Origin of the sequence: Actinocorallia libanotica (assembly GCF_039525175.1) — a bacterium.
In the GTDB taxonomy this organism is placed as follows: domain Bacteria; phylum Actinomycetota; class Actinomycetes; order Streptosporangiales; family Streptosporangiaceae; genus Actinocorallia; species Actinocorallia libanotica.
Map to the genome: position 1 here is coordinate 51,651 of NZ_BAAAHH010000004.1, position 22,213 is coordinate 73,863.

The window sequence follows — 22,213 nt, forward strand, 5'->3', positions numbered from 1 at the left end:
TCATCTCCAGGTGTCGTCGGTGGTGAGGCCGGTGCCGCCGCCCGTGCTGTAGGCGCGGTTGGCTCCGCTCTCCCAGATGACGTTCCCGGAGGCGTCCTTGCGCAGGTACTTGTACTCGAAGGACGTGTTCTTCGGGACGATCACCAGCCTGCTCCAGTCCTGGCCTGCCTGGGTGAGCGGGACGGCGTGGGCGGGGTTCCAGGAGCCGAGGGCGCCGACGGAGCCCACGACGTAGAGGGGGCCGCCGGGTGCGTCGACGTTGAAGGTGACGTCGGTGGCGTTCGCGTTGGCGACGTTCCAGCTGTTGTTCAGCGTGTTCGCGGCGGTGCCGGAGGCGAAGACCCGGTTGGGGTTCGACTCCCAGGTGACGGTCCCCGCCGCCGTCTTCTTGATGTACTTGTACTCGATCTGCGTGCCCGCCGGAACGTTGACGGTGCCGTTCCAGTACGGGTAACCGGACGAGGACAGGGGCACGGACTCGTCGGTGTCCCAGCCGCCGAGCGCGGAGGTGCTGCCGACGACGTGGACGTTCTCACCGGGAACGGTCGAGGCGTACACGTTGAAGGTGGCGGCGACCGTGGAGACCGGCGTGGTCGGGGTCGGCGTCGGTGTCGTCGGGGTGGAGGTGGGCGTCGGGCCGCCGCCGGGGAGCGCCTTGTGGTGGACGGCCACGGCGCTGTTGGCGGGGATCGCCACGGTGGCCTTGCCGTTCGCCACGGTGACCCTGGTGCCTGCGCAGCCGGTGGAGGTGGGGCCTCCGGTGATGACGTCGCAGTACTCGCCGTCGGCCAGGCCGGTGGTGAACTCCGAGGTGGCGGCGCTGCCGGAGTCGTTGATGCCGATCCAGCCGTAGGAGCCGCGGTTGAATCCGATCACGTTGGCGTTGACGGCCTTGAAGTTCGACACCGTCTTGGCGGCCTTGACGGCGTTGTTCCAGCCGACCATGCCCTTGATGCCGGTGGTGCGGCTCAGGCAGTTCCAGGCGGAGCCGCAGGAGGCGTCGGTGACGAAGCCGTTGGAGTCCGAGGGCGGCGACTGGTTGCGGCCGGAGTAGGAGAAGCTGTCGTAGACGGACGGCTTGCCGTGCGGCCAGGCCAGCACGAAGTAGTTGGCCAGGACGTAGTCGGTGCCGTTCTTGTAGGACAGGACGACGCCGTCGCGCTCCAGGTCGTGGTTGGTGACCATCGCGAAGACGTTCTCGCTGGGTGCGTCCATCGTCCAGTTGGAGAAGTTCGCGAAGTCGGCGATGGAGCCCTGGAAACGCGCCTTGACGGTCTTGGCGTAGGCGAAGTCCAGCACGTCGCCGTTGCCGATGAACGCACGGGCCTTCAGGGCGTCGTTGGAGGCCCCGTCGAAGATCTCTTGAGCGACGTAGGGGCGCTTGTTCTCCGCGGCGGTGTCGGCGACCTTGCCGAGGATGGCGGCGAAGTCGGCCTTCTTGATGTGCTTGACGGCGTCCACGCGGAATCCGTCGACGCCGAGGCCGACCAGGTCGTTCAGGTAGGCCGCGATCTTGTCGCGGACGGCCTCCTTCTCGGTGTACAGGTCCGAGAGCGCGAGCAGCTCGCAGCTCGTCACCTGGGACTCGTTGTTCCAGTCGTTGATGGCTCCGTTGGTGGGGCAGTTGTCGCCGGGGCGGTGGAAGTCGGAGTTCCCGTACGGGACGGCCGGGTAGTTGTAGCCGGTGAACGCCGTCCCGGCGTACCCGACGGTGCCTGACGGGTTGTTCACCCCGGCCATGTGGTTGACGACCGCGTCCACGTAGACGCGTACGCCGGCGTCGTGGCAGGTGTTCACCATCGCGGCGAACTCCGCCCGTGTTCCGAAGCGGGACTCCAGCTTGTAGGACACCGGCTGGTACACCTCGTACCACGGGTGCACGCCGTCGCTGCTGTTCGGAAGGCTGACGGACTCCTGCGGCGGCGAGACCTGGACGGCGCCGTAACCGGCCGGGCCGAGGTGGTCCGTGCACGCCGAGGCGACGGAGTCCCAGTTCCACTGCCACAGGTTCGCCGTGACGTCGCTGTCGTTCAACGTCACGGCCGCCGCCGCGGGCGCGTTCGCCACCACCGAGGCCAGGGGCACGGCGCCCCCGGCCACCAGGGCGAAACCCAGCAGCAGCGAACGGAATCTTCGAAGACGCGGAGATCGTGCGGAAGCCATGCGGAGCTCTCCTCAGGCCGAACGGATGGGGGAGGGACGGCCGTCCACGAGGAGAATGAATCCTCCTTGCATGAATATCAAGAGCTTGCAGAAAAATCTTGAAACTTTCATGAATTGCTGACGTCATCCCTGCGGCGGCGGGCTTCACCCGGCGGCGCCGTTCGCCTTCCCCGCCCGCCAGAAACCCGTGGGCGGTAGCGGCTCTTCAGGAGAGCGGCACCATACTGGCGGGATGACACCCGACTGGAGCCTGCGGATGATCCGCGCTGCGGGCTTCGGCGCGGTGTGCACGCTCGTCTCCGCGGTCGCGCACTGGTACGGCGGCGGCGCCCTGCCGGGGCCCGGCGGGACGGGGCTCGCGGCGCTGCTCACCGCGGCGGGCGCGTTCCTGCTCGGCGGGCGGGAGCGGGACATGCGCGTCGTCCTCCCCGCCACGTCGCTGGCCCAGTACGGGCTGCACGAGCTGTTCGGGCGGCTCGCGCCGGGGACGGCGGAGTCCGTGAACCCCGACCTTCCGGTCATGGTGGACGCGGGGCACTCCGGTCCGGCGATGCTGCTCGGGCACCTCATCGTCGCCCTGCTGTCGGCCGCCTGGCTGCGGTGCGGCGAGGAACTCCTCTGCGCCCTCGTGCGGCGGACCGCCGCACGGCTCCTGCGGCTCCTGCGGTACACGCCCGTATCGGCCCCGCCCGTCTCGCGGCCGGCGGCCGGGACGGTGCGGGTGCTGGTCCCGGCGGCGATCGTCACCGCCGTGGGGCGGCGCGGGCCGCCCGTGGCGAACTCTCTCTGACCTTCCCTTCCCTCAGGTCTTCGGCGTACCGCCGGAGGCCCATGGCCGCGTTCCCGAGAAGGGCCGCGCGCCATGAGAGTTCGCCATGGAGTGCCTCCTTGTCTTTGACGACCGCTTCCACCGAGCCGACGGCCCGGCGGAAGAGACCATCCACCTCCCTTTCGGGCGGGCTGCGGGCGCTGGCCCTGCGCCTGCACTTCTACGCGGGCGTCATCGTCGCGCCCTTCCTGCTGGTCGCCGCGGTCAGCGGGCTGCTGTACGCCTGCTCCTGGCAGGCCGAGAAGATCATCTACGCCGAGCAGCTCCGGGTGCCCGCCGCCGGCGAGCGGCTCCCGCTGGAGCGGCAGGTCGAGCTCGCCCGGGAGGCGCGGCCGGACGGGAAGGTCCTCGCGGTCCGGCCGTCCGCCGGCTCGGGCGAGACGACCCGCGTCCTGATGAGCGCCGACGGTCTGGGCGCCTCCGAGCGGCTCGCCGTCTTCGTCGACCCCTACCGGGGGACGGTCAAGGGCGAGCTCGCCGTCTACGGCGGCTCCGAGGCGCTGCCCGTCCGGGCGTGGCTGTCCAAGCTCCACGCCAACCTGCACCTGGGCGACCCCGGCCGCTACTACAGCGAGTTCGCGGCGAGCTGGCTGTGGGCCGTCGTCGGCGGCGGGCTCGTCCTGTGGGCCTCCCGCAGGCGCAGGCGCCGCCGCGAGCTGCTCGTCCCGGACCGCGGGGCCTCCGGCCGCCGCAGGACGCTGTCCCTGCACGGCACCGTGGGCCTGTGGTCGGCGGCCGGGCTGCTCTTCCTGTCGGCGACGGGCCTGACGTGGTCGGCCGGATCCGGCGCCCGCATCGATGGGATCCAGACCGCGCTGAACGGCGTCACGCCCACCCTGGCGGGCACCGCCGCGGCCGCCCACCACGGCGCGGGAGCCCACGACCACGCCCACGCCCACCACGCCGGTTCCGGAGCCGACGCCGACCAGGTCCTCGCCGCGGCCGGTCTCGCCGGCCCCGTCGAGATCGGCTACCCGTCGCGTCCGGACGAGGCCTTCACGGTCAAGCAGACCGACCAGAGCTGGCCGGTGCGCCAGGACTCGGCGGCCGTCGACCCCGCCACCGCCGAGGTCGTCGCCACCCTGCGCTTCGCCGACTACCCGTTCCTCGCCAAGCTCACCAGCCTCGGCGTCGCCGCGCACACGGGACAGCTGTTCGGCCCGGCGAACCAGGTCCTGCTGGCCGCCCTGGCCCTCGGGCTCGTCCTCCTCATCGGCTGGGGCTACCTGATGTGGTGGCGGCGCGGCCGCCACGGCTTCGGCCGCCCCGTCCCGCGCGGGGCGTGGCGCACCGTCCCGCCGTGGGCCCTGGCGCTCCTGGCGGCAGGGGCGCTCGGCGCGGCCTGGCTGGTGCCGCTGTTCGGTTACCCGCTCGCCGCGTTCCTCGTCCTCGACGTCCTCATCGGGCGTCTGCGAGGCCGGGCGGGCTGATCCGGGCGGGAGGGCCGCGCGGCCCTCCCGCCTCACCTCTCGGCGGGGACGTACGAGGAGTCGTGCGGGTCGTCCAGCCGCTCCAGGCGGGCCGGCCCGCGCCAGGACATCAGGACGGCCGCCGAGACGAGCAGGAGCGCCCCCGCAGCGCAGACGGTCGCACGCGGCCCGACCAGATCGGCGCAGTAGCCCTGCAGCAGGCCGCCGACCGGGAAGGACGCGGTGTAGATCATGATCCGGCAGGCCATCACCCGGCCGCGCAGCGGGTCGGCGACCATGACCTGGACCGCGGTGCTCGCGCTGGAGACGATGGCGAGGAAGCAGCCGCCGACGACCACCAGGCACACGAGGCCGAAGAGGTAGGTCGGCGCCGCCCCGAACGCGACCGTCGCCGTCCCGCAGACCACCAGCCCCCAGCGGACCGTCCGGCTCAGGCTCGGCGCCCGCCTGCCGGACACCAGCGGCGCGGCCAGCACCGCGCCCACGCCCAGCGCCGCGTTGAGCAGGCCCAGGCTCATCGGCCCGGTGCGGAAGACGCTCCCGGCGAACACCACGGTCAGCTGGAAGATCGGATTGGCGAGCACGCCCATCAGGACCGAGACGGCCAGCGAGACGACGATGCCCGGCCGGGCGCGGATGTAGCGCAGCGCCTCGGCGAACTCGCGGACGACGCCCGCGGACCTGGACGCCGCCCGCACGCCGCCGCCCGTACCGCGGATGAGCAGCAGCGCCGCCAGCACGCAGAAGAACGACATCCCGTTGAGGAAGAAGGACCAGGCGGGCCCGAGAAGCGCCAGCAGCATCCCGGCGATCGCCGGTCCGAGGGCGCGGGCGGCGTTGAACTGCAGGGAGTTGAGCGCCACCGCCGACCGCAGGTCCTCCCGCGGCACCAGGTCGCTGACGAACGCCTGCCAGCTCGGCAGGTTGATCCCCATGAAGAGCCCGCCGAGGCCCACCAGCGCCAGCAGCACGAGCGGCTCCCGCCAGCCCGTCACCCAGCACGCCCACATGAGGAACGCCGCGGCCGTCATGCCCGCCTGGGTGAGGAACAGCACGCGCCTGCGGTCGTACCGGTCGGCCACGGCCCCGCCCAGCGGCCCGAAGAACACGCTCGGCAGGAACTGCCACAGGCTCACCAGCCCCACCCAGAACGCGCTTCCGGTGAGCTGGTACAGCACGTACGGCACCGTGAGGTTGCTCAGCCAGCTCCCGGTGTTCGAAGCCAGGGCCCCGCACCAGAAGATCCGGTAGTTGCGGTGTCCGAACGCCCGCAAAGCCGACCCCGAATCCACCCGGCACCCCCTTCCCCGCCCGACAGATCCACTGAAGGTATAGAACATCCAGATGGACCGGTCCCGCAGGACCCCCGGAGCAGCAGAAGACGAGGACCCATGGCCAGAAAACTGTCCCTCCAGGCCGCCCGAGCCGCCGCCGACGCCGCGCTCGACCGCGCCGCCGCCGACGGCCTGAAGGTCGCCGTGGCCCTGGTCGACGCCCGAGGCGCCGACATCCTCGTCGTCCGGGCCGACGGCGCTCCCTGGTTCGGACCCGACGTGGCCCGCGCCAAGGCCCGCAGCTCCACGGCCTTCCGCGCGCCCAGCGAAGCCATGTCCGGCATCCGCGAGACCTACCCCGACCTCTTCACCATCATCGACGACCAGGTCCCCTTCCGCCTGACGACCCTCCCCGGCGGCCTCCCCGTCAAGCACGAGGGCGAACTCCTCGGCGCGATCGGCGTCAGCGGCGCCACCGCCGACCAGGACGTCGAGTGCGCCCGGGCCGCCGCGGCCGCCCTCACGGCGTTCTTCGACGCGGTCTGACCGCCGCCCCTCAGACGTCCCGGCGGTGGACGACCGCCACGGCGACGGCCGCCGCGACGAGCGCCCAGGCCCCGAGGACGAGCCAGGCCTCGGTGACGGACACCGGATACCTGCTGACCCAGCGGACGGGCCCGCCGGGCGGGAGGCTCCGCGCGGGATTCTCGACCAGGGCGGTCCAGGCGCTGACCGGCATCGCGTTGCCGATCTCCTTGACCCAGCGGTACGTCTCGCCTCCGAAGAGCCTCGGCAGCAGCAGGAGCACGCCGACGCTCGCGACGACGGTCCCGGCGGTGTGCCGGATGAGGGCGCCCAGGGCCATGCCGACCAGGGCGGAGACCGGGGCCAGGAGCGCGGAACCCGCGACGGCGCGGAACGCGCCGGGCGCGGTGATCGGCAACCCGATCCGCACCGGGTCGTAGATCGCCTGCGTCACGCCGAACGAGGCGGCGGCGACGGCCGTGCCGTAGACGAGCATGACCGCCGTCACCACGACGACCTTGGCGGCGACCACCGACCGGCGGGCCGGAACAGCCGCGAACGTCGTACGGATCATTCCGCCGGCGTACTCACCGAAGATCGTGGCGGCGCCCACGGCGGCGGCGACGACCATGAGGATCTGGAACGCCTCGGGGACGAACGCGGCGTGCAGCGGGTCGATCGCCGTGCGCTGGTCCGGGTTCGTGCTGCGCTCGATGAGGTGGGCGTTGGACCGTGCGGAGTTCACGCAGATCCCGACGGACACCAGTGCCCCGGCCACGAGGGCGGCGGAGGTCGAGCGGAGCGACCGCATCTTGATCCATTCGGCGGCGAGCAGGTCGCCGAACCGGGCGCGGGGTTCGGCCGCCGGCGGCGTCATCGCGCTCATCGTGCTCCTCCCGACCGGTATTCGGCGCTGTCGGCGGTGAGTTCCATGAAGGCCTGCTCCAGGGAGGAGTTGCGGGCGGTGACCTCGTGCAGCAGGACGCGCCGCTCGAAGGCGAGTTCGCTGACGCGGTCCGCGCTGAGCCCGGTCACCGTGTACGACCCGTCGTCCTCGGGCTCCAGCGCACCGCCCGCGGAGGTCACGAGGGCCGCCAGCGCGGCGGGGTCGGACGTCCGGACGGCCACGCTCCGCCGGTTGCCGCGGGCCGCGAAATCGGCGAGGGACTCGGAGGCGATCAGCTCGCCGCGGCCGATCACGACCAGCCGGTCGGCGGTGTGCTCCATCTCCGACATCAGGTGGCTGGAGACGAACACGGTGCGGCCCTCGGCGGCCAGTCGGCGCAGCAGCCCGCGCACCCACAGCACGCCCTCGGGGTCCAGCCCGTTCAGCGGCTCGTCGAACAGCAGCACCGGCGGGTCGCCGAGCAGCGCGGCGGCGATCCCGAGCCGCTGCCTCATCCCCAGCGAGAACCCGCCGACACGGCGCCGTGCCGCACCGGCCAGCCCCGCCTCCTCCAGCACCTCGGTGACCCGGCGGCGCGGGATGGCGTTGCCCCGGGCCAGCGCCGACAGGTGCGCCAGCGCGCTGCGCCCGCCGTGGACGTCGCCCGCGTCGAGCAGCGCGCCGACGTGGCGCAGCCCGCGCGGCCGCTCCCGGAACGGGCGCCCGCCGATGGTCACGCTTCCCGAGGTGGGCGTGTTCAGGCCGAGGGCCATGCGCAGAGTGGTGGTCTTCCCCGCGCCGTTCGGGCCGAGGAAGCCGGTGACGACCCCGGGCCGTACGGTGAAGCTCAGCGCGTTCACGGCCGTGGTGCCGCCGTAGCGCTTGGTCAGCTCTCTGGCTTCGATCATGCGGGCAACGGTGCAGGAGGCGGTGCCCGCACCGCATCGTGCCGTCGTCCAGACCTGCATGGGACCGTGGGCGTAAGCCCGTGGTCCGATGCGCCCGCCGGTCCCGCCGTCCTACGATCGCGGGGTGAAAGTCCCCCTGCTCAGGCGCCTGCCGCCCGGAACGTGGGCGGTCCTGGCCTGGGCGGCCGGCCTGGCCTACGAAGCGGCGGTCAGCGTCAGGCTGCCGGGCGAGGTGCCGCGTTTCCGCCCCGAGGGGCTCGGCTCCCTCACCTCCGGGCATGTGCCTTTCGTCGTCGCGGCCACCGCCCTGATACTGGTCGGCGGCCTCCTGCTGGGCCGCCGGTCGCTGTCGGCACTGGCGCTGCTCCTGGCCGGGGCCGTGTTCGCGGCGATGGCGTTGAACTCGACCGAGATCGCCTTCCCGCAGTTCCTGGCCGCCGACGCCGCCCTCGTCCACATCGCGGCCACCCGGCCCCGCCGGACCTCGGCCGCCGCGGTGGCGATGGCGCTCGCCGTCCTGGCCGGCCACTCCGCCGTCCGGGTGATGCTCGGCTTCCCCATCGGCACCTCGACGCAGTCGAGCGTCGCGCTGACCGCCGTCATCGCCTGGCTGGCCGGCGGCTGGGTCCGGCAGAGCCGCGAGCACGCCCGGATGACGCATGCCCAGGCGGTCACGGCCGAACGGCTCAGGATCGCCCGCGAACTGCACGACTCGGTGGCGCACAGCATCGGGGTCATCGCCATCCAGGCCGGCGCCGCCAAGATGGTCGCCGACGCCAGGCCTGCCGCGGCCCGCGAGGCGCTGGACGCGATCGAGCAGGCGAGCAGGGAGACCCTCGCCGGCCTGCGGCGGATGCTCGGCGCGCTCCGCCAAGGCGACCCGGTGGAGACCGTCCCGGCGTCCGGGCTGGCCGACCTCGAACGGCTCGCCGCGACGACGGCGGCCGCGGGCGTCCACGTCGACGTGCGCCGGTCGGGCCGGCGCGATCCGCTGCCCGCCGAGATCGACCTGTCGGCGTTCCGCATCGTCCAGGAGGCGGTGACCAACGTGGTGCGCCATGCCGGCACCGGCGGCTGCCGGGTCTCCATCGAGCACCGGGAAGACGAGCTGGCCATCGAGATCGTGGACTCCGGACGCGGCGGCACCGGGCTCGGCGGCGGTCACGGCATCGTCGGGATGCGTGAGCGCGTCGGCCTTCTGCACGGCGACTTCACCGCCGGACCGCGTCCCGAAGGCGGGTTCCGCGTCGCGGCCCGGCTGCCGGTGAGGCCGCGTTGACGGTACGGGTGGTCCTGGCCGACGACCAGCCGCTGGTGCGGGCGGGCCTGCGCATGGTCATCGCCGAGGACCCCGGCCTCCAGGTCCTCGGGGAGGCCGCAACGGGGGGCGAGGCCGTCCGGCTCGCCCGCGACCTGCGCCCCGACGTCGTGGTCATGGACATCCGCATGCCCGGCATGGACGGCATCGAGGCCACCCGGATCATCACCGCCGACCCGGAGGGGCCGCGCGTGGTCGTCCTGACCACGTTCGACGATGACGACAACGTCTACGGCTCCCTCCGCTCCGGCGCGTCCGGCTTCCTGGTCAAGGACATGGCGCTGCCGGAGATCCTCGCGGCGATCCGGGTGGTCGCCGCCGGGGACGGCCTGATCGCGCCGGGCGTCACGCGCCGCCTGATCGAGCGGTTCGCCCGGGGCCCCGCCCCGTTCCCGCCGCCGCGGCACCGGGTGCCGGACGCCGTCACCGGCAGGGAGCGCGAGGTGCTGACCCTGGTCGGCACCGGGCTGACCAACCACGAGATCGCGGCCCGGCTCGTGATCAGCGTCTCCACCGTCAAGGCGTACGTGACGCGGCTGCTCGCCAAGCTCGACGCCCGCGACCGCGTCCACCTGGTCATCCTCGCCTACGAGATGGGCCTGGTGTCCCCGCCGCGTTCCCGCTGACGGGATCCCGCGCCTTCGTGGCCGGATTCATGCCGTGCGCCGTTCTTTTCCGTTCATCGGTCGGCGGCGTTCATCATGGCCGACGAAAAGGCTTCTCCGGGATCGGTCCTTCCACGAACCGGAGAACAGCCGATTTTCGGCGCCTTTCCGTACGCTAATCTCGGTGATCTTTGCTTTCGGGCTCCGGGAGAGGCTCGCACGGGGGGTGGGTATGCGGATCGAGGGTCGGAACGCCGTCACGGGTGGCATCTCGATCGCCTTTTTTGTGCTTTATGCATCATTTTCTCTGTTCGAGCACGCGCGGCTGCGGACGAGTGGTTATGACCTGGGAATCTTCCATCAGGCCATTGCGTCGTACGCGGATCTCAAAGCCCCGGTCTCTCCGCTGAAAGGCGCCGACTACAACCTGCTCGGCGACCATTTCCATCCCGTCCTCGTGGTGCTGGCGCCGCTGTACCGGCTCTGGCCGGACGCCGGCGTCCTGCTGGTGGCCCAGGCCGCGCTGATCGCGCTGTCGGTCTTCGCGGTGGGCCGGTACGCGGTCAGGGCCCTTCGCCCGGCCGCCGGCCACGCGGTCACCGTCGCCTACGGGCTCTCCTGGGGTCTGCAGGGTCTCGCGGCCTTCGACTTCCACGAGGTGGCGTTCGCCGTGCCGCTGCTGGCGTTCGCGATGGCGGCGCTGGCCGAGGAGCGCTGGAAGGCCGCCGCGGCCTGGACGCTTCCCCTCCTCCTGGTGAAGGAGGACATGGGTTTCACGGTCGCCGCGATCGGCGTCTACCTGTTCTGGAAGGGGCCGCGGAAGCTCGGCGCGGGAGTGGCGGCCGCGGGGCTGGCCGCCGTCCCCCTGACCCTCCTCGTCCTGATCCCCGCGTTCAACCGGGCGGGCCGCTACCCCTACTCCGGCACCGAGTTCGCCCTCACCGACCCGGTGGGCAAGGCGGCCCTGCTCGGCTGGCTCCTCCTGATCACCCTGGGCCTGTGCCTGCGGTCCCCGCTGGTGCTGATCGCCGTACCCTCACTGGGCCTGCGGCTCCTGTCGGGCAACCCGCTGTACTGGAGCACCGGCGAGGTCCACTACAACGCGATCCTCATGCCCGTCCTGTTCACCGCGGCGATCAGCGGCCTGGCCGCCCTCCGCGCCGCGGGACCCCGGCTCCCCGCGCGCCTCGCCCCCTACGCCGTGCTGCTGACGGCCCTCGCCCTCCTGCCGTCGACACCCGTCAGCTCCTACTCCTGGCGCGCCGACCCGCACGCGCGCGCCGCCAGGAAGCTGCTCGAACGGATCCCCGACGGCGCGACCGTCGCCGCCGGCAACAACCTCGTGCCGCAGCTCACGGGCAGGACCACGGTGGTGGCCTTCCCCGATCTCAGCGGCCGCCCCTACACGTGGGTCGCCCTCGACCTGGAGCGCCGCTCGAACACCCCCCGCACGGTCGAGGAGCAGGACGCGGCGCTGGCCGAACTCCCCGGCAGGGGCTTCCGGCGCCTCGCCTCGGCCGACGGCGTCGTCCTCTTCCACCGCCCGTAACGGCATATCCGAAAATCACCGGCGAATGACGGACATCGCTGCGATGATTCGGCGATGACCGATCTTGTAGAGCTGATCGTCCGCAGGACGCGGCGGCTGCCGCGGCCCGGGGGCGGCGCGGGGGAGACCGAGGTCGTCGTCCGGCAGTTCGACGCGGTGCTGATGTCCGCCGGCTTCAAGCTGTCGCGGGAGGCCATGGAGCACCTGGCCGGACGGGACGAGGGGACCGTCGTCGACTTCGCGGTGCGCGTCCTGGCGGCCGTGCGGCGCGAGGTCGGCGACCACGTCCGGCACAACACCTACTTCAAGGACTTCCCGGGCGGCGTGCCGGACACGCTGGAGTTCTGGACGCGCTGCCTCGCCGAGGCGCTGCTGGACCCGGTCGTCGCCGAACGGGGCATCACCGGCGGCGACGGCCTGAACCTGCTGGATCTGCCGTCCTACGGCCGCTACCTGCACACCTACGAGGAGATGCTCGCCGCCCACGACGAGCTGATCCCCTCGGCCGGGGACCGGGTCACCCTGCTGCACCTCGGCGGCACCCTGGAGGAGGAGGCGTCGCGCCTGTACCTCGCGCTCGCCGGCAGCACGGTGCCCCTCGGCGAGGACGACGCGGACGCGCTGCGCGTCCTCGCCTCCCACTGCGCGGACGGCCCGCAGCCCGAGCAGATCCCCGTCCGGGAGCACCGCGCCCACATCAACCAGGTGCGGCTGGCCTCCGGCAAGGACCTGCTCGTCGACACCGTCACCGACGTGCTGCGGCTGGCGTCCGTCCTCTCCGGCGGCAGCGCGGACCTGGAACCGGCGACCCGCCTCCGTTCCCCGTCCCGCCGTGCGCGCAGAGCTCTGCTGGCCGCCCTGGACGGCGTCGTGGCCGCCTCCCCGGCGAAGCTCGGCGACGTCAACGCCCACCGCGAGCAGTGGAAGCGGCTGGGAGAACGCCTCCACCCGCACGAGTACCCGTGCTGGCCGCACGCGGCCCGCGTGTTCGCCGTCGCCCGAGGCGAGGAGCGCGCTCCCTCGCTCGCCGCGCGGGTGCAGTCGGCCATGGACGCGCGCGACGTGCTCCGCGCGACACGGATCCTCACCACCGCGCCCGGACTGCTGTTCCGTTCACTGGACTGGCTGGTGCGCTCGGCCGCCTCCGAGGAGGAGGCCCACGCCATCCTGGAGGCCGTCGAGAACACCGTGGAGCAGGTCTCGGGACGGGTCCTGCTGTCCCTGCGCGAGCACCTGGACAATCGCAGCGCGTCCCGCGGCGGCCACCGGATCTTCATCACCCGCAAGAGCAGGGCCTGGAAGGGACCCGACAACAGAGCCCCGCTCGACATGTCCCTGGCGTTGCGCGTGTGCGAGATCCTGGACGCCGAGGTGACCCGCCGCCTCCCCGAGGTCGACCACCTGGTGATCGACCGGGAGATCTGGTCCGTCGCCCTGCCGCTGTCCGGCAAGTCGTCCCCGTCCGGTTTCGGAGTGCTGCCGCGCGGTTCGTACTCCCCGGTGGAGGGGAACCTGCTGCGCTTCTTCATCTACTGGCGCCAGCGCGAGAAGACCACCGACCTCGACCTGTCGGCACTGCTCCTCAACGACGACTACACCTACGCCTCCCAGCTGTCCTGGACGCATTTGACGGAAGTGGGAGGCGAGCACTCCGGAGACATCACCTCGGCCGAGAACGGTGCCAGCGAGTTCATCGACCTGACCCTCGGGAAGCTGCAGCAGCGCGTCATCATCCCGCAGGTCCACGTTTACAGCGGCGAAGGCTTCGACGAACTCGCCGAATCGTTCTTCGGCTTCATGGTCCGCGACGCCCGCCAGGCGGGAGCCCCCTTCGAACCGGCGACGGTCCGCATGAAGTCCGACCTTCGCGGCCACGGCCGCGTGGCCCTCCCGCTGGTCTTCCTCCGCGGCCAGGACGGCAGATGGCGCGCCAAATGGCTGCACCTCTTCCTTCGCGGCGGGGTGAACTTCAACAGGGTGGAGACGACCGGCATGACCACGGCCCACCTGGTCGGCACGATCGTGGACCGCGAGTACCTGCGCGTACGCCACCTGACCGACCTGTGGTCGGCCAAGGCCGCCAAGGTCACCTTCCTCGGCGACGACAACGACGCTCCGTCCGCCCCCGTCACCTTCGTGGGCAGGGAGCGGCCCGAGGACCTCCCCGAAGGCTCCGAGATCTTCGACCTGACCCGTTTGTCCGACCTCATTCCCTCCTGAGGTGTAAACTGACTCTGGCGAGGCCATGAGGCGGGTTACTCCTACTATTTTTTCCAAAAATAATCCGTACCCGCCCCGCTCTCCTCGCCATGAGCCACAAGGCCCCCGGTCTCCGGGGGCCTTTCTCTTTTCTCAGCGGATGGGAAAGCAGAGGGAAAATCATGTCAACGGCTTATCCCCCCTCCACGGGCGAGTACGAGCAGCTGCTGGCCGCGGCCACAAGGCTGTTCGCGGAACTGGGTTACGACCAGACGGAGACCGAGATGGTCGCCGGCGCCGCGGGCCTGCCCGCCTCGTCCATCACGAAGGAGTTCGGCGGCAAGCGGAAGCTGTATCTGGAGGTGTTCCGCCGGGTCCGCGCCTCGGAGCTGGCGCTGGTGCGGGAGTTCCAGGAAACGGGATTCGACCGGGATCGGTACCACGAGTTCCTGGACCTGTATTTCGACTACCTGCTGGAGCACCCCGAGAACGCGGCGCTGATGGTGCAGCGCTGGATGAACGACGCCGCGGACCTCAGGGAGATCGAGAAGACCTTCGTCATGCCCCAGGCCGGCCGCATGCGGGCCGCCACCGAGGACGTCTTCCGTCCCGAAGTCGACGGCGAGCTGATGGCCTGGACCGTGGCGTGGGCCGTCCAGATCTTCGTTCTCAACGGCATCCCGGGCCACGAGGACGCGAAGGACCCCGAGGACACGGCGCGCTTCCGCCGCCACCTCCACCACCTGGCGGACATGTACCTCAAACCGTGAGCGAAACCCCGCCGGAAAGCCGTGCCGTGCACTAACGTGAGCCGCACTGACCGCTCCGGCGTCGGGAGACCCCCTGAGATGAGGCGAACGGAGAAGAACGCGCACTGCTCCTTCTGCGGTGCGCCGTTCGAGGCCGGGCGGGCGTGGCCGCGCCTGTGCTCTTCTTGCGGGAACCGCAGCCACCTCAACCCGCTGCCGGTCGCCGTGATGGTGCTTCCCGTGGGGGACGGGCTGCTGGTGATCCGCCGCGGCGTCGAACCGCACCGCGGCGGCCTCGCGCTTCCCGGCGGCTACATCGACGTGGGGGAGTCCTGGCAGGAGGCCGCCGTCCGGGAGCTCCACGAGGAGACGGGCATCGTGGTCGACGCCGGGGACGTCCGGCTCTTCGACGTGCACAGCGCGCCCGACGGCACCGTTCTCGTCTTCGCTTCGGGGCCGTGCCTGGATCCGTCCGCACTCCCGCCCGCGGTCCCCAACGCGGAGGTCATGGAGCGGCTCGTGGTCCACGAGCCGACGGAGCTGGCCTTTGCGCTGCACACCCGGGTGGCCGCCGCTTTCTTCGCCCGCGCCTGACTTCGGCGGCGCGGGGGCCGGGGACCGCTGGCAGGATCTCCTCCGGAAGGGAGCGGAAATGGGCGATGTCGGATACGTCATGGGCAAGGACGCGGGGGAGGGGCGGCGCGGGCTGGAGATGACGGCCGCCGCGCTCACGGCGGTGGCGGCGGCCATGGCGGTGGCGGGCAGCTCGGTGCGGCAGTTCGGGACGGGGCCCGCGCTGCTGGGGGAGGGGGCCTCGGCCTTCCAGTACGTTCCCGAGCTGGTGCTGCTGGCCGTCGCGGCGGTGCTGATGCCGTTCCGGCGGACGTTCGGAGCGGCGGCCGGGCTGGTGGTGGCCTACACGCCGTTCGCCTGGTCGAACGCGGTGGGGAACATCGAGTACGCGTTCGGGGCGGAAGGGAGCATGGGGCCGGGGTTCGTGGTGCTGCTGTCCGCTCGCGTGCTCCTGGTGGCGGCGGCGGTGACGGCGTTCGCGGCGCTGGTGCGGGACGGGCGGCTGCGGTCGGCCGGAGGAGGGGGCGGGGCGTCGTGGGCGGTGACCGGCGTCTGCCTGGCGCTGCTGGGGCTGCTCGGGGAATGGCTGCCGTGGATCCGGATGACGACGACCTGGACGCAGGACGGGGAGCGGGTCTCCAACCACCTGGACTGCTGCACCCTCTTCCGGGAGGACGTCGGGCTGCCCGTCAGCGTCTCCATGGTCGTCGCGGCGCTGGCGGCCGCCGGAATGCTGGTCCTCGCCGCCTCCACGGGCAGCCGGGACGTCGCGGCGGGCCTCGCGCTCGGCGTGGCGGGCTGGCTGCTGCCCGACGTCCTGGACGGCGTCGTCCAGCACCTGACCTGGGTGCCCGACGACCCCGAGGAGCTCCGCCGGGCCTGGGACTACGACGTGGAGAGCTTCCGCCTGCTGGAGTTCGCCGGAAGCCAGTCCCTCCTGCCGGGCATGTGGATCACCCTGACGGCCCTCGTCGGCATGCTCCTCTTCGCGGTGGGCCTCGCCAGACGGGGAAGGTAGGGGCCTCCCCCGCGGGAGAGGCCCCGCACGGCGGTCAGGGGGTCTCGGGAGCCTCGGTCTCGGGCTTCTCGGTGGTGCCGTCGGGGTTGGTGAGGCTCTCGTCGTCGGGGGCGAGGGTGGTGAGGGAGTCGACCTTCCAGACGCCCTTCTCCTGGAGGAGCTCCAGGAGGAGTTTCGTGCCGAGGACGCGGCGGACGCCGGCGGTGCTGTGGACCTCGGTGTCCAGGACGATGAGGGTCTTGGCGCGCTGGCCGTCGACCTCGTTGACGTAGATGTCGCGGACGGTGGCCTTCGCGTTCGCCTCGTACTTCTTGATGACCTCGGCGAGCCCGTCGAAGGCGGTCTCGTAGCCGCGGCCGAACTCGGTGGAGGACAACGAGCGGATGCGTTCGCGGGCCGCGTCCAGGTCGGTGTGCCGGTAGGCGAGGAGAGCCTGGGCGAACTCGGCGGACCGGGTGCGGACGAGCTGCTCGGTGCGGGCGGCGTCGCCGAGGCGGGAGGCCTCCCGCCACTGCACGAGCGCCGTCGTGGTCGAGGCGATCAGGACGAGGACGACGGCGGCGACCAGCAGGACCCTTCCCAGCGGGAAGCGCGCCGCCGCCTCCTTCACGGGGGTGTCGTCCTCCGGCGCCTTCTGCTCGGAGGCGCTGTCCGCCGGAGCCTTCTCCCCGGGAGCGTCCTCCGCCAAAGCCTCCTTCCCGGGAGCGTCCTCCGCCGGTGTCCCGGCGGAGGCCTCTTCGGCGACGTCGTCAGAGACGACGTCCTCGGTGACGTCTTCGGCCTTCGTCGTCATCTTGTTCTCCTGGGTGGGTTCAGCGGAACGTGCGGCGGAAACGGCGGACGGTGTGGGCGGCGACGCCGAGCAGGACGAGGCCGCCGCCGGCGATCGGCAGCAGCGTCAGCCAGTTCCCCGGCCCCTCGTCCGCGGAGTCGGCGGAACGGGGGACGACCGTGGTGAACGGCTGGGGCGCCTCGCGGCCCTGGACGGCGGCCGGGGAGCCGTCCTGGCGTGCGGTGCCTTCTTCGGTAGGCGCGGCGCTCCGCTGCTCGGCGCCGGACTTGCAGCGGTAGACCGGCGGAACGGCCGGATCGGCCAGCTCGTGGGCGTACTCCTCGGCGTTGGAGATGGGACCCGCCGCCGTGATCACCAGCTTGACCCTGGCGTACATGCCTTCGGGCCGGGTGATGAGGATGTGGTCGGCGACCACCGGGAAGTCCTTGTGCATGCTGGTGAGCGCCCGCTCGAGCTCCTTGGCGTTGCGGTCGGTGAACAGCGGCGTGCCCTCGGTCCCCAGCGCGGTGAGCAGGCAGCGCGCGCCGGGCTTGGACTCCTCCAGCAGCCCGTTCACCCGCTCGAGGAAGCCGGGCGAACGGTCGAGGAGGCTGTCGAGCTCGGCGCGTGAGGCGCTGAGCGTCCCGGTGAACGCCGCGAGGTCGTCGAGGCCGGACGCCAGTTGCGTGCGCGATCCCGACAGGGTGCCCGCCAGCTGGGTGAGCTGGACGGCCAGCGCGTCGAGCACGCCGGAGTTGTCGGCCAGCGTCCCGGTGAGCTGGTTGAGGTCGGCGACGGTGTCGCGCAGCGGGTCGCCCTGCCCCTCCAGGCCGGTCGCCAGCTCGCCGGTCAGCGTCTTGATGTCCTCGGGCTTCACCGACTTCAGCAGCTCGCCCGCGCTGTCGAAGAGCCGCTGGTACTCGACGGCGACCTTGGTGCCGGCCAGCGGGACGACGTCGCCGTCGGCCAGCAGCTCGCCGCCGCGGACGGCGGGCGGGCTGAACTCCACGTAGGGCTCGCCCACCGCGGACTTGCGCAGCACCTGCGCGGTCGCGTCCCGCGGCACCTCGACGCCTTCGTCGATCTCCACGGTCACGTCGACCCGGCCGGTGCGCAGCGCGATGTGGTCGACCCGGCCGATCTTGACGCCCAGGTAGTCGACTTCCAGGTCCTCGCGCAGGCCCGGGAAGGACGCGAACTCCACGCGCACCTGGAAGGTGCGCTCCCCGATGCGGACCGGCAGCAGGGTGGCGCCGGCCCAGACGGCCATGACGGCGCCCAGGACGGCGAAGACGCCGAGGTTGAGCAGGATGCGTGGCCTCATCGCGGTTTCGTCAACTCCTTGAGCGTGTCGGCGATGTCGGTCTTCTCCCGGGCCGGCGCGGCGGGCAGGAAGCCGTTCAGCCACACGTGGATGAGGGCCTGGCCCTCGTTGGTCATCGAGGGCGCCTTGGCGAAGCCGTCGAGGATGCTGCGGGCGAACGCCTTGAGCTGGTCCTTGCCCTTGATCATCTTGCCGAGGACGGCGTCGAGCCGCAGCAGCAGCCGGCGCAGCCGCTCGCCGTGCTCGGTGCCGACCTTGTCGTTGACAGCCGAGGCCATCGCGGTGAGGTCCTTCACCGCCCGCTTGAGCTCCTTGCGGTCCTTCTGGACCCGCTCGGTGGTCTCCACCAGCAGGCCGGGCAGCCGGTCGAGCGCCGGCGCGCTCTCGGCCAGCGACCGGCCGAGCCGCCCCATGCCGTCGATCACGTCGGCCAGGTCGCGGTTGGCCGCGGCGTAGCTGTCGGAGATCTCGTTCGCCCGCTTGATGATCTTGTTGAGGGCGGGGCCCTGACCCTCCAGGCCGGTGGACAGCCCGGTGATGATCTCGTTGAGGTCCTGGCCGCCCAGCGCCGCGACGACCGGTGCGACCCGCTCGCTCACCTGCTCCAGGCCAGGCTGGACGGAGGTCTGGGCGAGGGTCGCCCCGCTGGGCAGGAACCGCGGGCCGGCCTCGGCCGGCGGGTCGAGCCGCACGAGGTTCTCACCCAGCAGCGATGCCTTGGCCAGGGTCGCGGTGGTACCCGCCGGGATGCGGGTCCCGTCGACGATCGACATGGTCACCCTGACCCGGTAGCCCTCCAGGCGGATGCCGGCCACCGAGCCGACCGGCACGTCGGAGATCTGCACCGAGTGCCCGGCGACGAGGTTCTGCACGTCGTCGAACACCGCGTACAGCACGAAGTCGCCCTTGGGCGCGCCCAGCGTCTGCACCGAGCACGCACCGGAGGTCAGCGCGACGGCCGTGACCACGATGACCGCTCTTCTCACGAGCCGCCCCTCTCCACCGTCTTGTCGGGGCAGTTGCCCAGCGGCTTCTCCAGGCACGGCACCTCGCCCCAGTCCATCGCGTCGAAGATCGGCTGGAGCCAGATCCGCATGGTGGCGTTCAGCTGGATGCGGATGGAGGACACGTCGTTCCTGCGGTCCCAGGTGCCGACGGCGAGGTCGGTGAAGCGGGCCAGGCCGATGATCGTCTGGCTCAGGGAGGCGCTGTTGGCCTTGAGCGTCATCACCAGGTTCGAGGATTTCGCCAGGGTGGACGGCAGCTTCTCCCGGTAGGCCGTGACGATGACGTCGCCCTTGCGGATGAGCGTCTCCAGGCCGACGAGGAAGCCGCGCAGCCGGGTGCGCTCGTCGGCGAGCCGGTCGCTCGTCGTGGCGAAGGAGTCGATGAGCCGACGCAGCTTCTCGTCCCTGCTGTTGAGCGAGGACGACAGGTCGCGCAGCCCCTCGGCCACCGAGACGAGCTGCTCGTCCTGGGCCGCCAGGTCGTCGGCGAGCTCGGAGGTGGTGGAGAGCGCCCGGTTGATCGAGTCGCCGCGGCCCTCCACCAGGTCGGCGCCGGTCTCTATCGCCTGGGAGAGCTTGCGGGGGTCCACCGACTCGGCGAGGTCGGTGAAGGCCGACAGCGCCTCGTCGATCTCGACGGCGGGCTCGGTCCGCTCGACCGGGATGACCGTGCCGGGTGCGGCGCGCCCGTCGCCGGGCTTCCAGGCGGGGAAGAGGATGACGCTGCGTTCGCCGATGGCGCTCTCCGCGGCGATCGTCGCCCGGACGTCGGCGGGCAGCGGGACGCCGGAGTCGACCTTCAGCCGGACGCGGACCTTGTCGTCCTCGACCCGCAGGTCCTCCACGACGCCCACGTTGGAGCCCATCACCTTGACGCGGGACTCCTCGTACAGCGCCGGCGTCTTCTCGAAATAGACGACCACCGGGTAGCCGCCGCCTCCGGTGGCCGAGCAGCCGCCCAGGCCGAGCGTCAGCGCGCCGCTCAGGACCGCGGCGAGGAGCGTGCGCGGTGCCGTCATCGGCGGCCTCCCGTGAGTTCGCGGATGTCCTCGGCCGACAGCAGGCCGAGCTGCGTGCCGATGGCGTCGACCCAGGGCCCGTGGCTGTTGCTGGCGTTGAAGGCGCTCAGCGTGGGGCCCATCCAGGCCAGCAGGGTGTTCAGCTCGCCGATCTGCGGGTCCAGCCGCCCGACGACGCCGTCCAGGCTCTCGACGAGCTCGACCAGGCCGGCCTGCTGGCGGCTGATCAGCTTGCTGATCCGGCCGACCGCGGCGTCGCCGCTGCCCAGCAGCACCGCCAGCTCGAGCTGGCGGTCGCGCAGCTCGTCCAGGAGCTGCTGGATGTTGCGGGCCAGCGCCGAGAGCTGGGCGTCCTTGGACCTGGCCAGCTTCAGGACGCGGTCGCTGTCGGCGACCAGCCGCTTCAGCCGCGGCCCGGACCCCTCCAGGGTGTCGGCTATGTCGGTGAGGTTGCGCAGGGAGCCGACGAGCCGCTTCTCGGTCTGCGGGGAGATGCCTCCCACCTGGTCGATGACCTGGGAGATGAGCTCGGTGTCGATCTCGGCCAGGCTCCTGGTGCCCGAGGCGAGCAGGTCGTTGACCGTGGTCGGCGTCTGGGTCCGCTCCAGGGGGATGCGGCGCCGCTCCGCGGAGAGGCCGGCCAGGTGGGGCTCGGCGACCGGGCCGGACAGCCGCAGGTACCGGCCGCCCAGGATGTTGGACGTCCTGACCTCGGCCCTGGTCTGAGGGCCCAGGCGCACCTTCGAGTCGACCTCCCAGGTGATGAGGACGGTGCCGCGGGAGAAGTCGGGCTCCACCGCGGTGACCTCGCCGACCTTGACCCCGGCGACCTTGACGTCGTTGCCCGAGTGCAGCCCGCCGGTGTCGGTGAACACCCCGGTCAGGGTGTAGCGGCTCTGCAGCAGGCCGAGGCTGCCGATGAGGAAGACCACGACGAGCAGGAGGGCGATGAAGCCCGTGGAGACCAGTCCCAGGACCACGGGATCGCGGTCGCGGAAGGACTTGAGCCGCATCACTCGCCTCCCAGGATGAGTTCGCGCAGGGCGCGGGGGGACTCGGCGGGGCGTTCCGTCGAACCGACGAGCTCGGGATCGAACGGGCACGGGCCGGGAGTGAGGGTGACGCAGGCCGCGGTGCCGGTCACGTACTGGCCGTCGTTGAAGGTGTCGTACAGCCGCTGGAGTTTGGGCCCCATCACGGTGACGGTCTCCAGAAGCGGATCGAGGTTGCGCTGGGTGCCGTCGGTGACCCGGGAGAGCTTCTGAAGCATCTGCTCCAGTTCGTCGCCGTTGCGGCCCAGCACGACGTCGGTGGTGCGCAGCATCGCCGAGAGCTGGACGAGGGCGTCGTCGACGAGCTTCCGGTTGTCGACGAACGCCTGGGAGAGGGTGACGAGGTCGTCGGTGGCCTTGGCGATCTGGTCGTCGCGCTTGGCGATGATCCCGGTGACGGTGGAGTAGTCCTCCAGCATCGTCTTGAGCGTCTGCCTGCGCCCGGCGATGGTGGAGGAGAGCTTGTCGACGTTGGTCAGGAGCTGGGAGACGTCGTCCTCGTTGCCCTCCAGCGCCAGGTAGACGGAGGTGAGGATCTGGTTGACGCGGCCGGAGTCGAGGTTGCGGGTGAGCGGCTCCAGCCGGTGGACCAGGTCGCCGATGTCCACGACCGAGCGGGTGCGCGTGATCTCGTCGCCGTCGCGCAGCCGCTCGCCGCTGGTGCCCGGCAGCAGGTAGACCACCCGCTGGCTGACCGCGTCGCGCCAGCGGATCGCCGCCTGGCTGTCGGCGGGCAGCCGGTGCTCGGCGCGGATGCGCAGTTCGACCACGGCCTTGCCGTCCCGTACCTCGATCGCGCCGACCTGCCCGACGGGGGCTCCGGCGATCTTCACCTTGTCGCCCTCGATCAGGCCGTTCACGTCGTCGAAGACGGCGGTCACCCGGTAGTTGTCGCTGAAGTCGAACCGGGCGATCTGCGCGGCGATGGCATAGGTGAGCACTCCGGTGACCAGCAGGAACGCGATGAGCTGGAGGAGCGCGGTGAAGCGGGCGCGGACGCGGGGGTCGGCCAT

The 22,213-nt window shown here is 71.7% G+C and carries 20 protein-coding genes; 10 read left to right on the forward strand and 10 right to left on the reverse strand.

Annotation, left to right across the window (positions count from 1 at the left end):
• On the reverse strand, nucleotides 1-2,163 hold the full coding sequence (locus tag ABD140_RS07060; protein WP_344238015.1) for a carbohydrate-binding module family 20 domain-containing protein: 2,163 nt from the start codon (nucleotides 2,161-2,163) through the stop codon (nucleotides 1-3).
• Between the two features lie 232 nt (nucleotides 2,164-2,395).
• Between ABD140_RS07060 and ABD140_RS07065 the strand changes: the two genes are divergently transcribed.
• Nucleotides 2,396-2,953 carry a hypothetical protein gene (locus tag ABD140_RS07065; RefSeq protein ID WP_344238017.1) on the forward strand — a complete coding sequence of 186 codons (558 nt, stop codon included), beginning with the start codon at nucleotides 2,396-2,398 and terminating at the stop codon, nucleotides 2,951-2,953.
• Between the two features lie 98 nt (nucleotides 2,954-3,051).
• On the forward strand, nucleotides 3,052-4,422 hold the full coding sequence (locus tag ABD140_RS07070; protein WP_344238019.1) for a PepSY-associated TM helix domain-containing protein: 1,371 nt from the start codon (nucleotides 3,052-3,054) through the stop codon (nucleotides 4,420-4,422).
• Nucleotides 4,423-4,454: 32 nt separating this feature from the next.
• Here ABD140_RS07070 and ABD140_RS07075 read toward each other — a convergent pair whose 3' ends face one another.
• On the reverse strand, nucleotides 4,455-5,714 hold the full coding sequence (locus ABD140_RS07075) for an MFS transporter (protein WP_344238021.1): 1,260 nt from the start codon (nucleotides 5,712-5,714) through the stop codon (nucleotides 4,455-4,457).
• A 99-nt stretch (nucleotides 5,715-5,813) separates the two neighbouring features.
• Here ABD140_RS07075 and ABD140_RS07080 point away from each other — a divergent pair, with 99 nt between their 5' ends.
• Nucleotides 5,814-6,242 carry a GlcG/HbpS family heme-binding protein gene (locus ABD140_RS07080; protein WP_344238023.1) on the forward strand — a complete coding sequence of 143 codons (429 nt, stop codon included), beginning with the start codon at nucleotides 5,814-5,816 and terminating at the stop codon, nucleotides 6,240-6,242.
• A 10-nt stretch (nucleotides 6,243-6,252) separates the two neighbouring features.
• On the opposite strand, the gene ABD140_RS07085 is transcribed toward ABD140_RS07080, so the two are convergent.
• Both ABD140_RS07085 and ABD140_RS07090 read right to left on the reverse strand, forming a co-directional pair.
• Nucleotides 6,253-7,107, reverse strand: coding sequence for an ABC transporter permease subunit (locus ABD140_RS07085; RefSeq protein ID WP_344238025.1), 855 nt, complete (start codon nucleotides 7,105-7,107; stop codon nucleotides 6,253-6,255).
• Nucleotides 7,104-8,015 (reverse strand): ABC transporter ATP-binding protein, encoded by a 912-nt coding sequence (locus ABD140_RS07090; RefSeq protein WP_344238027.1) that lies wholly within the window; start codon nucleotides 8,013-8,015, stop codon nucleotides 7,104-7,106. Before ABD140_RS07090 ends, ABD140_RS07085 begins: the two co-directional genes overlap by 4 nt.
• A 124-nt stretch (nucleotides 8,016-8,139) precedes the next feature.
• Here ABD140_RS07090 and ABD140_RS07095 point away from each other — a divergent pair, with 124 nt between their 5' ends.
• From ABD140_RS07095 to ABD140_RS07125, 7 genes are all read left to right on the forward strand, one after another.
• Nucleotides 8,140-9,294, forward strand: coding sequence for a sensor histidine kinase (locus ABD140_RS07095; protein ID WP_344238029.1), 1,155 nt, complete (start codon nucleotides 8,140-8,142; stop codon nucleotides 9,292-9,294).
• Nucleotides 9,291-9,959 (forward strand): response regulator, encoded by a 669-nt coding sequence (locus ABD140_RS07100; RefSeq protein WP_344238031.1) that lies wholly within the window; start codon nucleotides 9,291-9,293, stop codon nucleotides 9,957-9,959. The genes ABD140_RS07095 and ABD140_RS07100 overlap by 4 nt, the downstream gene beginning before the upstream one ends.
• Before the next feature lie 211 nt (nucleotides 9,960-10,170).
• Complete coding sequence (locus ABD140_RS07105) at nucleotides 10,171-11,487, forward strand: DUF2079 domain-containing protein (RefSeq protein WP_344238033.1); 1,317 nt, start codon at nucleotides 10,171-10,173, stop codon at nucleotides 11,485-11,487.
• 54 nt (nucleotides 11,488-11,541) lie between these two features.
• Nucleotides 11,542-13,707 (forward strand): TerD family protein, encoded by a 2,166-nt coding sequence (locus tag ABD140_RS07110; protein WP_344238035.1) that lies wholly within the window; start codon nucleotides 11,542-11,544, stop codon nucleotides 13,705-13,707.
• 161 nt (nucleotides 13,708-13,868) lie between these two features.
• Complete coding sequence (locus ABD140_RS07115) at nucleotides 13,869-14,456, forward strand: TetR/AcrR family transcriptional regulator (protein ID WP_344238037.1); 588 nt, start codon at nucleotides 13,869-13,871, stop codon at nucleotides 14,454-14,456.
• Nucleotides 14,457-14,534: 78 nt separating this feature from the next.
• Nucleotides 14,535-15,029: an NUDIX domain-containing protein gene (locus tag ABD140_RS07120; protein WP_344238039.1), complete on the forward strand. Its 495-nt coding sequence runs from the start codon at nucleotides 14,535-14,537 to the stop codon at nucleotides 15,027-15,029.
• A 58-nt stretch (nucleotides 15,030-15,087) separates the two neighbouring features.
• The gene (locus ABD140_RS07125) at nucleotides 15,088-16,026 is read left to right on the forward strand and encodes a hypothetical protein (protein ID WP_344238041.1); all 939 of its coding nucleotides are present in this window, start codon (nucleotides 15,088-15,090) and stop codon (nucleotides 16,024-16,026) included.
• A 34-nt stretch (nucleotides 16,027-16,060) separates the two neighbouring features.
• Here ABD140_RS07125 and ABD140_RS07130 read toward each other — a convergent pair whose 3' ends face one another.
• The 6 genes from ABD140_RS07130 to ABD140_RS07155 are packed head-to-tail and all read right to left on the reverse strand — an operon-like array spanning nucleotide 16,061 to nucleotide 22,213.
• Nucleotides 16,061-16,819, reverse strand: a complete 759-nt coding sequence (locus ABD140_RS07130; RefSeq protein WP_344238043.1) for a hypothetical protein — start codon at nucleotides 16,817-16,819, stop codon at nucleotides 16,061-16,063.
• A 19-nt stretch (nucleotides 16,820-16,838) separates the two neighbouring features.
• Entirely contained in the window at nucleotides 16,839-18,122 is a 1,284-nt protein-coding gene (locus ABD140_RS07135) for an MCE family protein (RefSeq protein WP_344238045.1), read from the reverse strand.
• Nucleotides 18,119-19,108 carry an MCE family protein gene (locus ABD140_RS07140; protein ID WP_344238047.1) on the reverse strand — a complete coding sequence of 330 codons (990 nt, stop codon included), beginning with the start codon at nucleotides 19,106-19,108 and terminating at the stop codon, nucleotides 18,119-18,121. The genes ABD140_RS07135 and ABD140_RS07140 overlap by 4 nt, the downstream gene beginning before the upstream one ends.
• On the reverse strand, nucleotides 19,105-20,148 hold the full coding sequence (locus ABD140_RS07145) for an MCE family protein (RefSeq protein WP_344238049.1): 1,044 nt from the start codon (nucleotides 20,146-20,148) through the stop codon (nucleotides 19,105-19,107). Before ABD140_RS07145 ends, ABD140_RS07140 begins: the two co-directional genes overlap by 4 nt.
• Nucleotides 20,145-21,161: an MlaD family protein gene (locus tag ABD140_RS07150; protein ID WP_344238051.1), complete on the reverse strand. Its 1,017-nt coding sequence runs from the start codon at nucleotides 21,159-21,161 to the stop codon at nucleotides 20,145-20,147. The genes ABD140_RS07145 and ABD140_RS07150 overlap by 4 nt, the downstream gene beginning before the upstream one ends.
• Nucleotides 21,161-22,213, reverse strand: a complete 1,053-nt coding sequence (locus ABD140_RS07155) for an MCE family protein (RefSeq protein WP_344238053.1) — start codon at nucleotides 22,211-22,213, stop codon at nucleotides 21,161-21,163. The genes ABD140_RS07150 and ABD140_RS07155 overlap by 1 nt, the downstream gene beginning before the upstream one ends.

Bases quoted from the DNA above. Each gene is read 5' to 3' on its own strand.
- ABD140_RS07085 (WP_344238025.1), bottom strand. From the start codon at position 7,107: ATGAGCGCGATGACGCCGCCGGCGGCCGAACCCCGCGCCCGGTTCGGC.
- ABD140_RS07090 (WP_344238027.1), bottom strand. From the start codon at position 8,015: ATGATCGAAGCCAGAGAGCTGACCAAGCGCTACGGCGGCACCACGGCC.
- ABD140_RS07155 (WP_344238053.1), bottom strand. From the start codon at position 22,213: ATGGCCGACCCCCGCGTCCGCGCCCGCTTCACCGCGCTCCTCCAGCTC.
- ABD140_RS07060 (WP_344238015.1), bottom strand. From the start codon at position 2,163: ATGGCTTCCGCACGATCTCCGCGTCTTCGAAGATTCCGTTCGCTGCTG.
- ABD140_RS07125 (WP_344238041.1), top strand. From the start codon at position 15,088: ATGGGCGATGTCGGATACGTCATGGGCAAGGACGCGGGGGAGGGGCGG.
- ABD140_RS07120 (WP_344238039.1), top strand. From the start codon at position 14,535: ATGAGGCGAACGGAGAAGAACGCGCACTGCTCCTTCTGCGGTGCGCCG.
- ABD140_RS07135 (WP_344238045.1), bottom strand. From the start codon at position 18,122: ATGAGGCCACGCATCCTGCTCAACCTCGGCGTCTTCGCCGTCCTGGGC.
- ABD140_RS07145 (WP_344238049.1), bottom strand. From the start codon at position 20,148: ATGACGGCACCGCGCACGCTCCTCGCCGCGGTCCTGAGCGGCGCGCTG.
- ABD140_RS07105 (WP_344238033.1), top strand. From the start codon at position 10,171: ATGCGGATCGAGGGTCGGAACGCCGTCACGGGTGGCATCTCGATCGCC.
- ABD140_RS07150 (WP_344238051.1), bottom strand. From the start codon at position 21,161: ATGCGGCTCAAGTCCTTCCGCGACCGCGATCCCGTGGTCCTGGGACTG.
- ABD140_RS07110 (WP_344238035.1), top strand. From the start codon at position 11,542: ATGACCGATCTTGTAGAGCTGATCGTCCGCAGGACGCGGCGGCTGCCG.
- ABD140_RS07080 (WP_344238023.1), top strand. From the start codon at position 5,814: ATGGCCAGAAAACTGTCCCTCCAGGCCGCCCGAGCCGCCGCCGACGCC.
- ABD140_RS07130 (WP_344238043.1), bottom strand. From the start codon at position 16,819: ATGACGACGAAGGCCGAAGACGTCACCGAGGACGTCGTCTCTGACGAC.
- ABD140_RS07115 (WP_344238037.1), top strand. From the start codon at position 13,869: ATGTCAACGGCTTATCCCCCCTCCACGGGCGAGTACGAGCAGCTGCTG.
- ABD140_RS07065 (WP_344238017.1), top strand. From the start codon at position 2,396: ATGACACCCGACTGGAGCCTGCGGATGATCCGCGCTGCGGGCTTCGGC.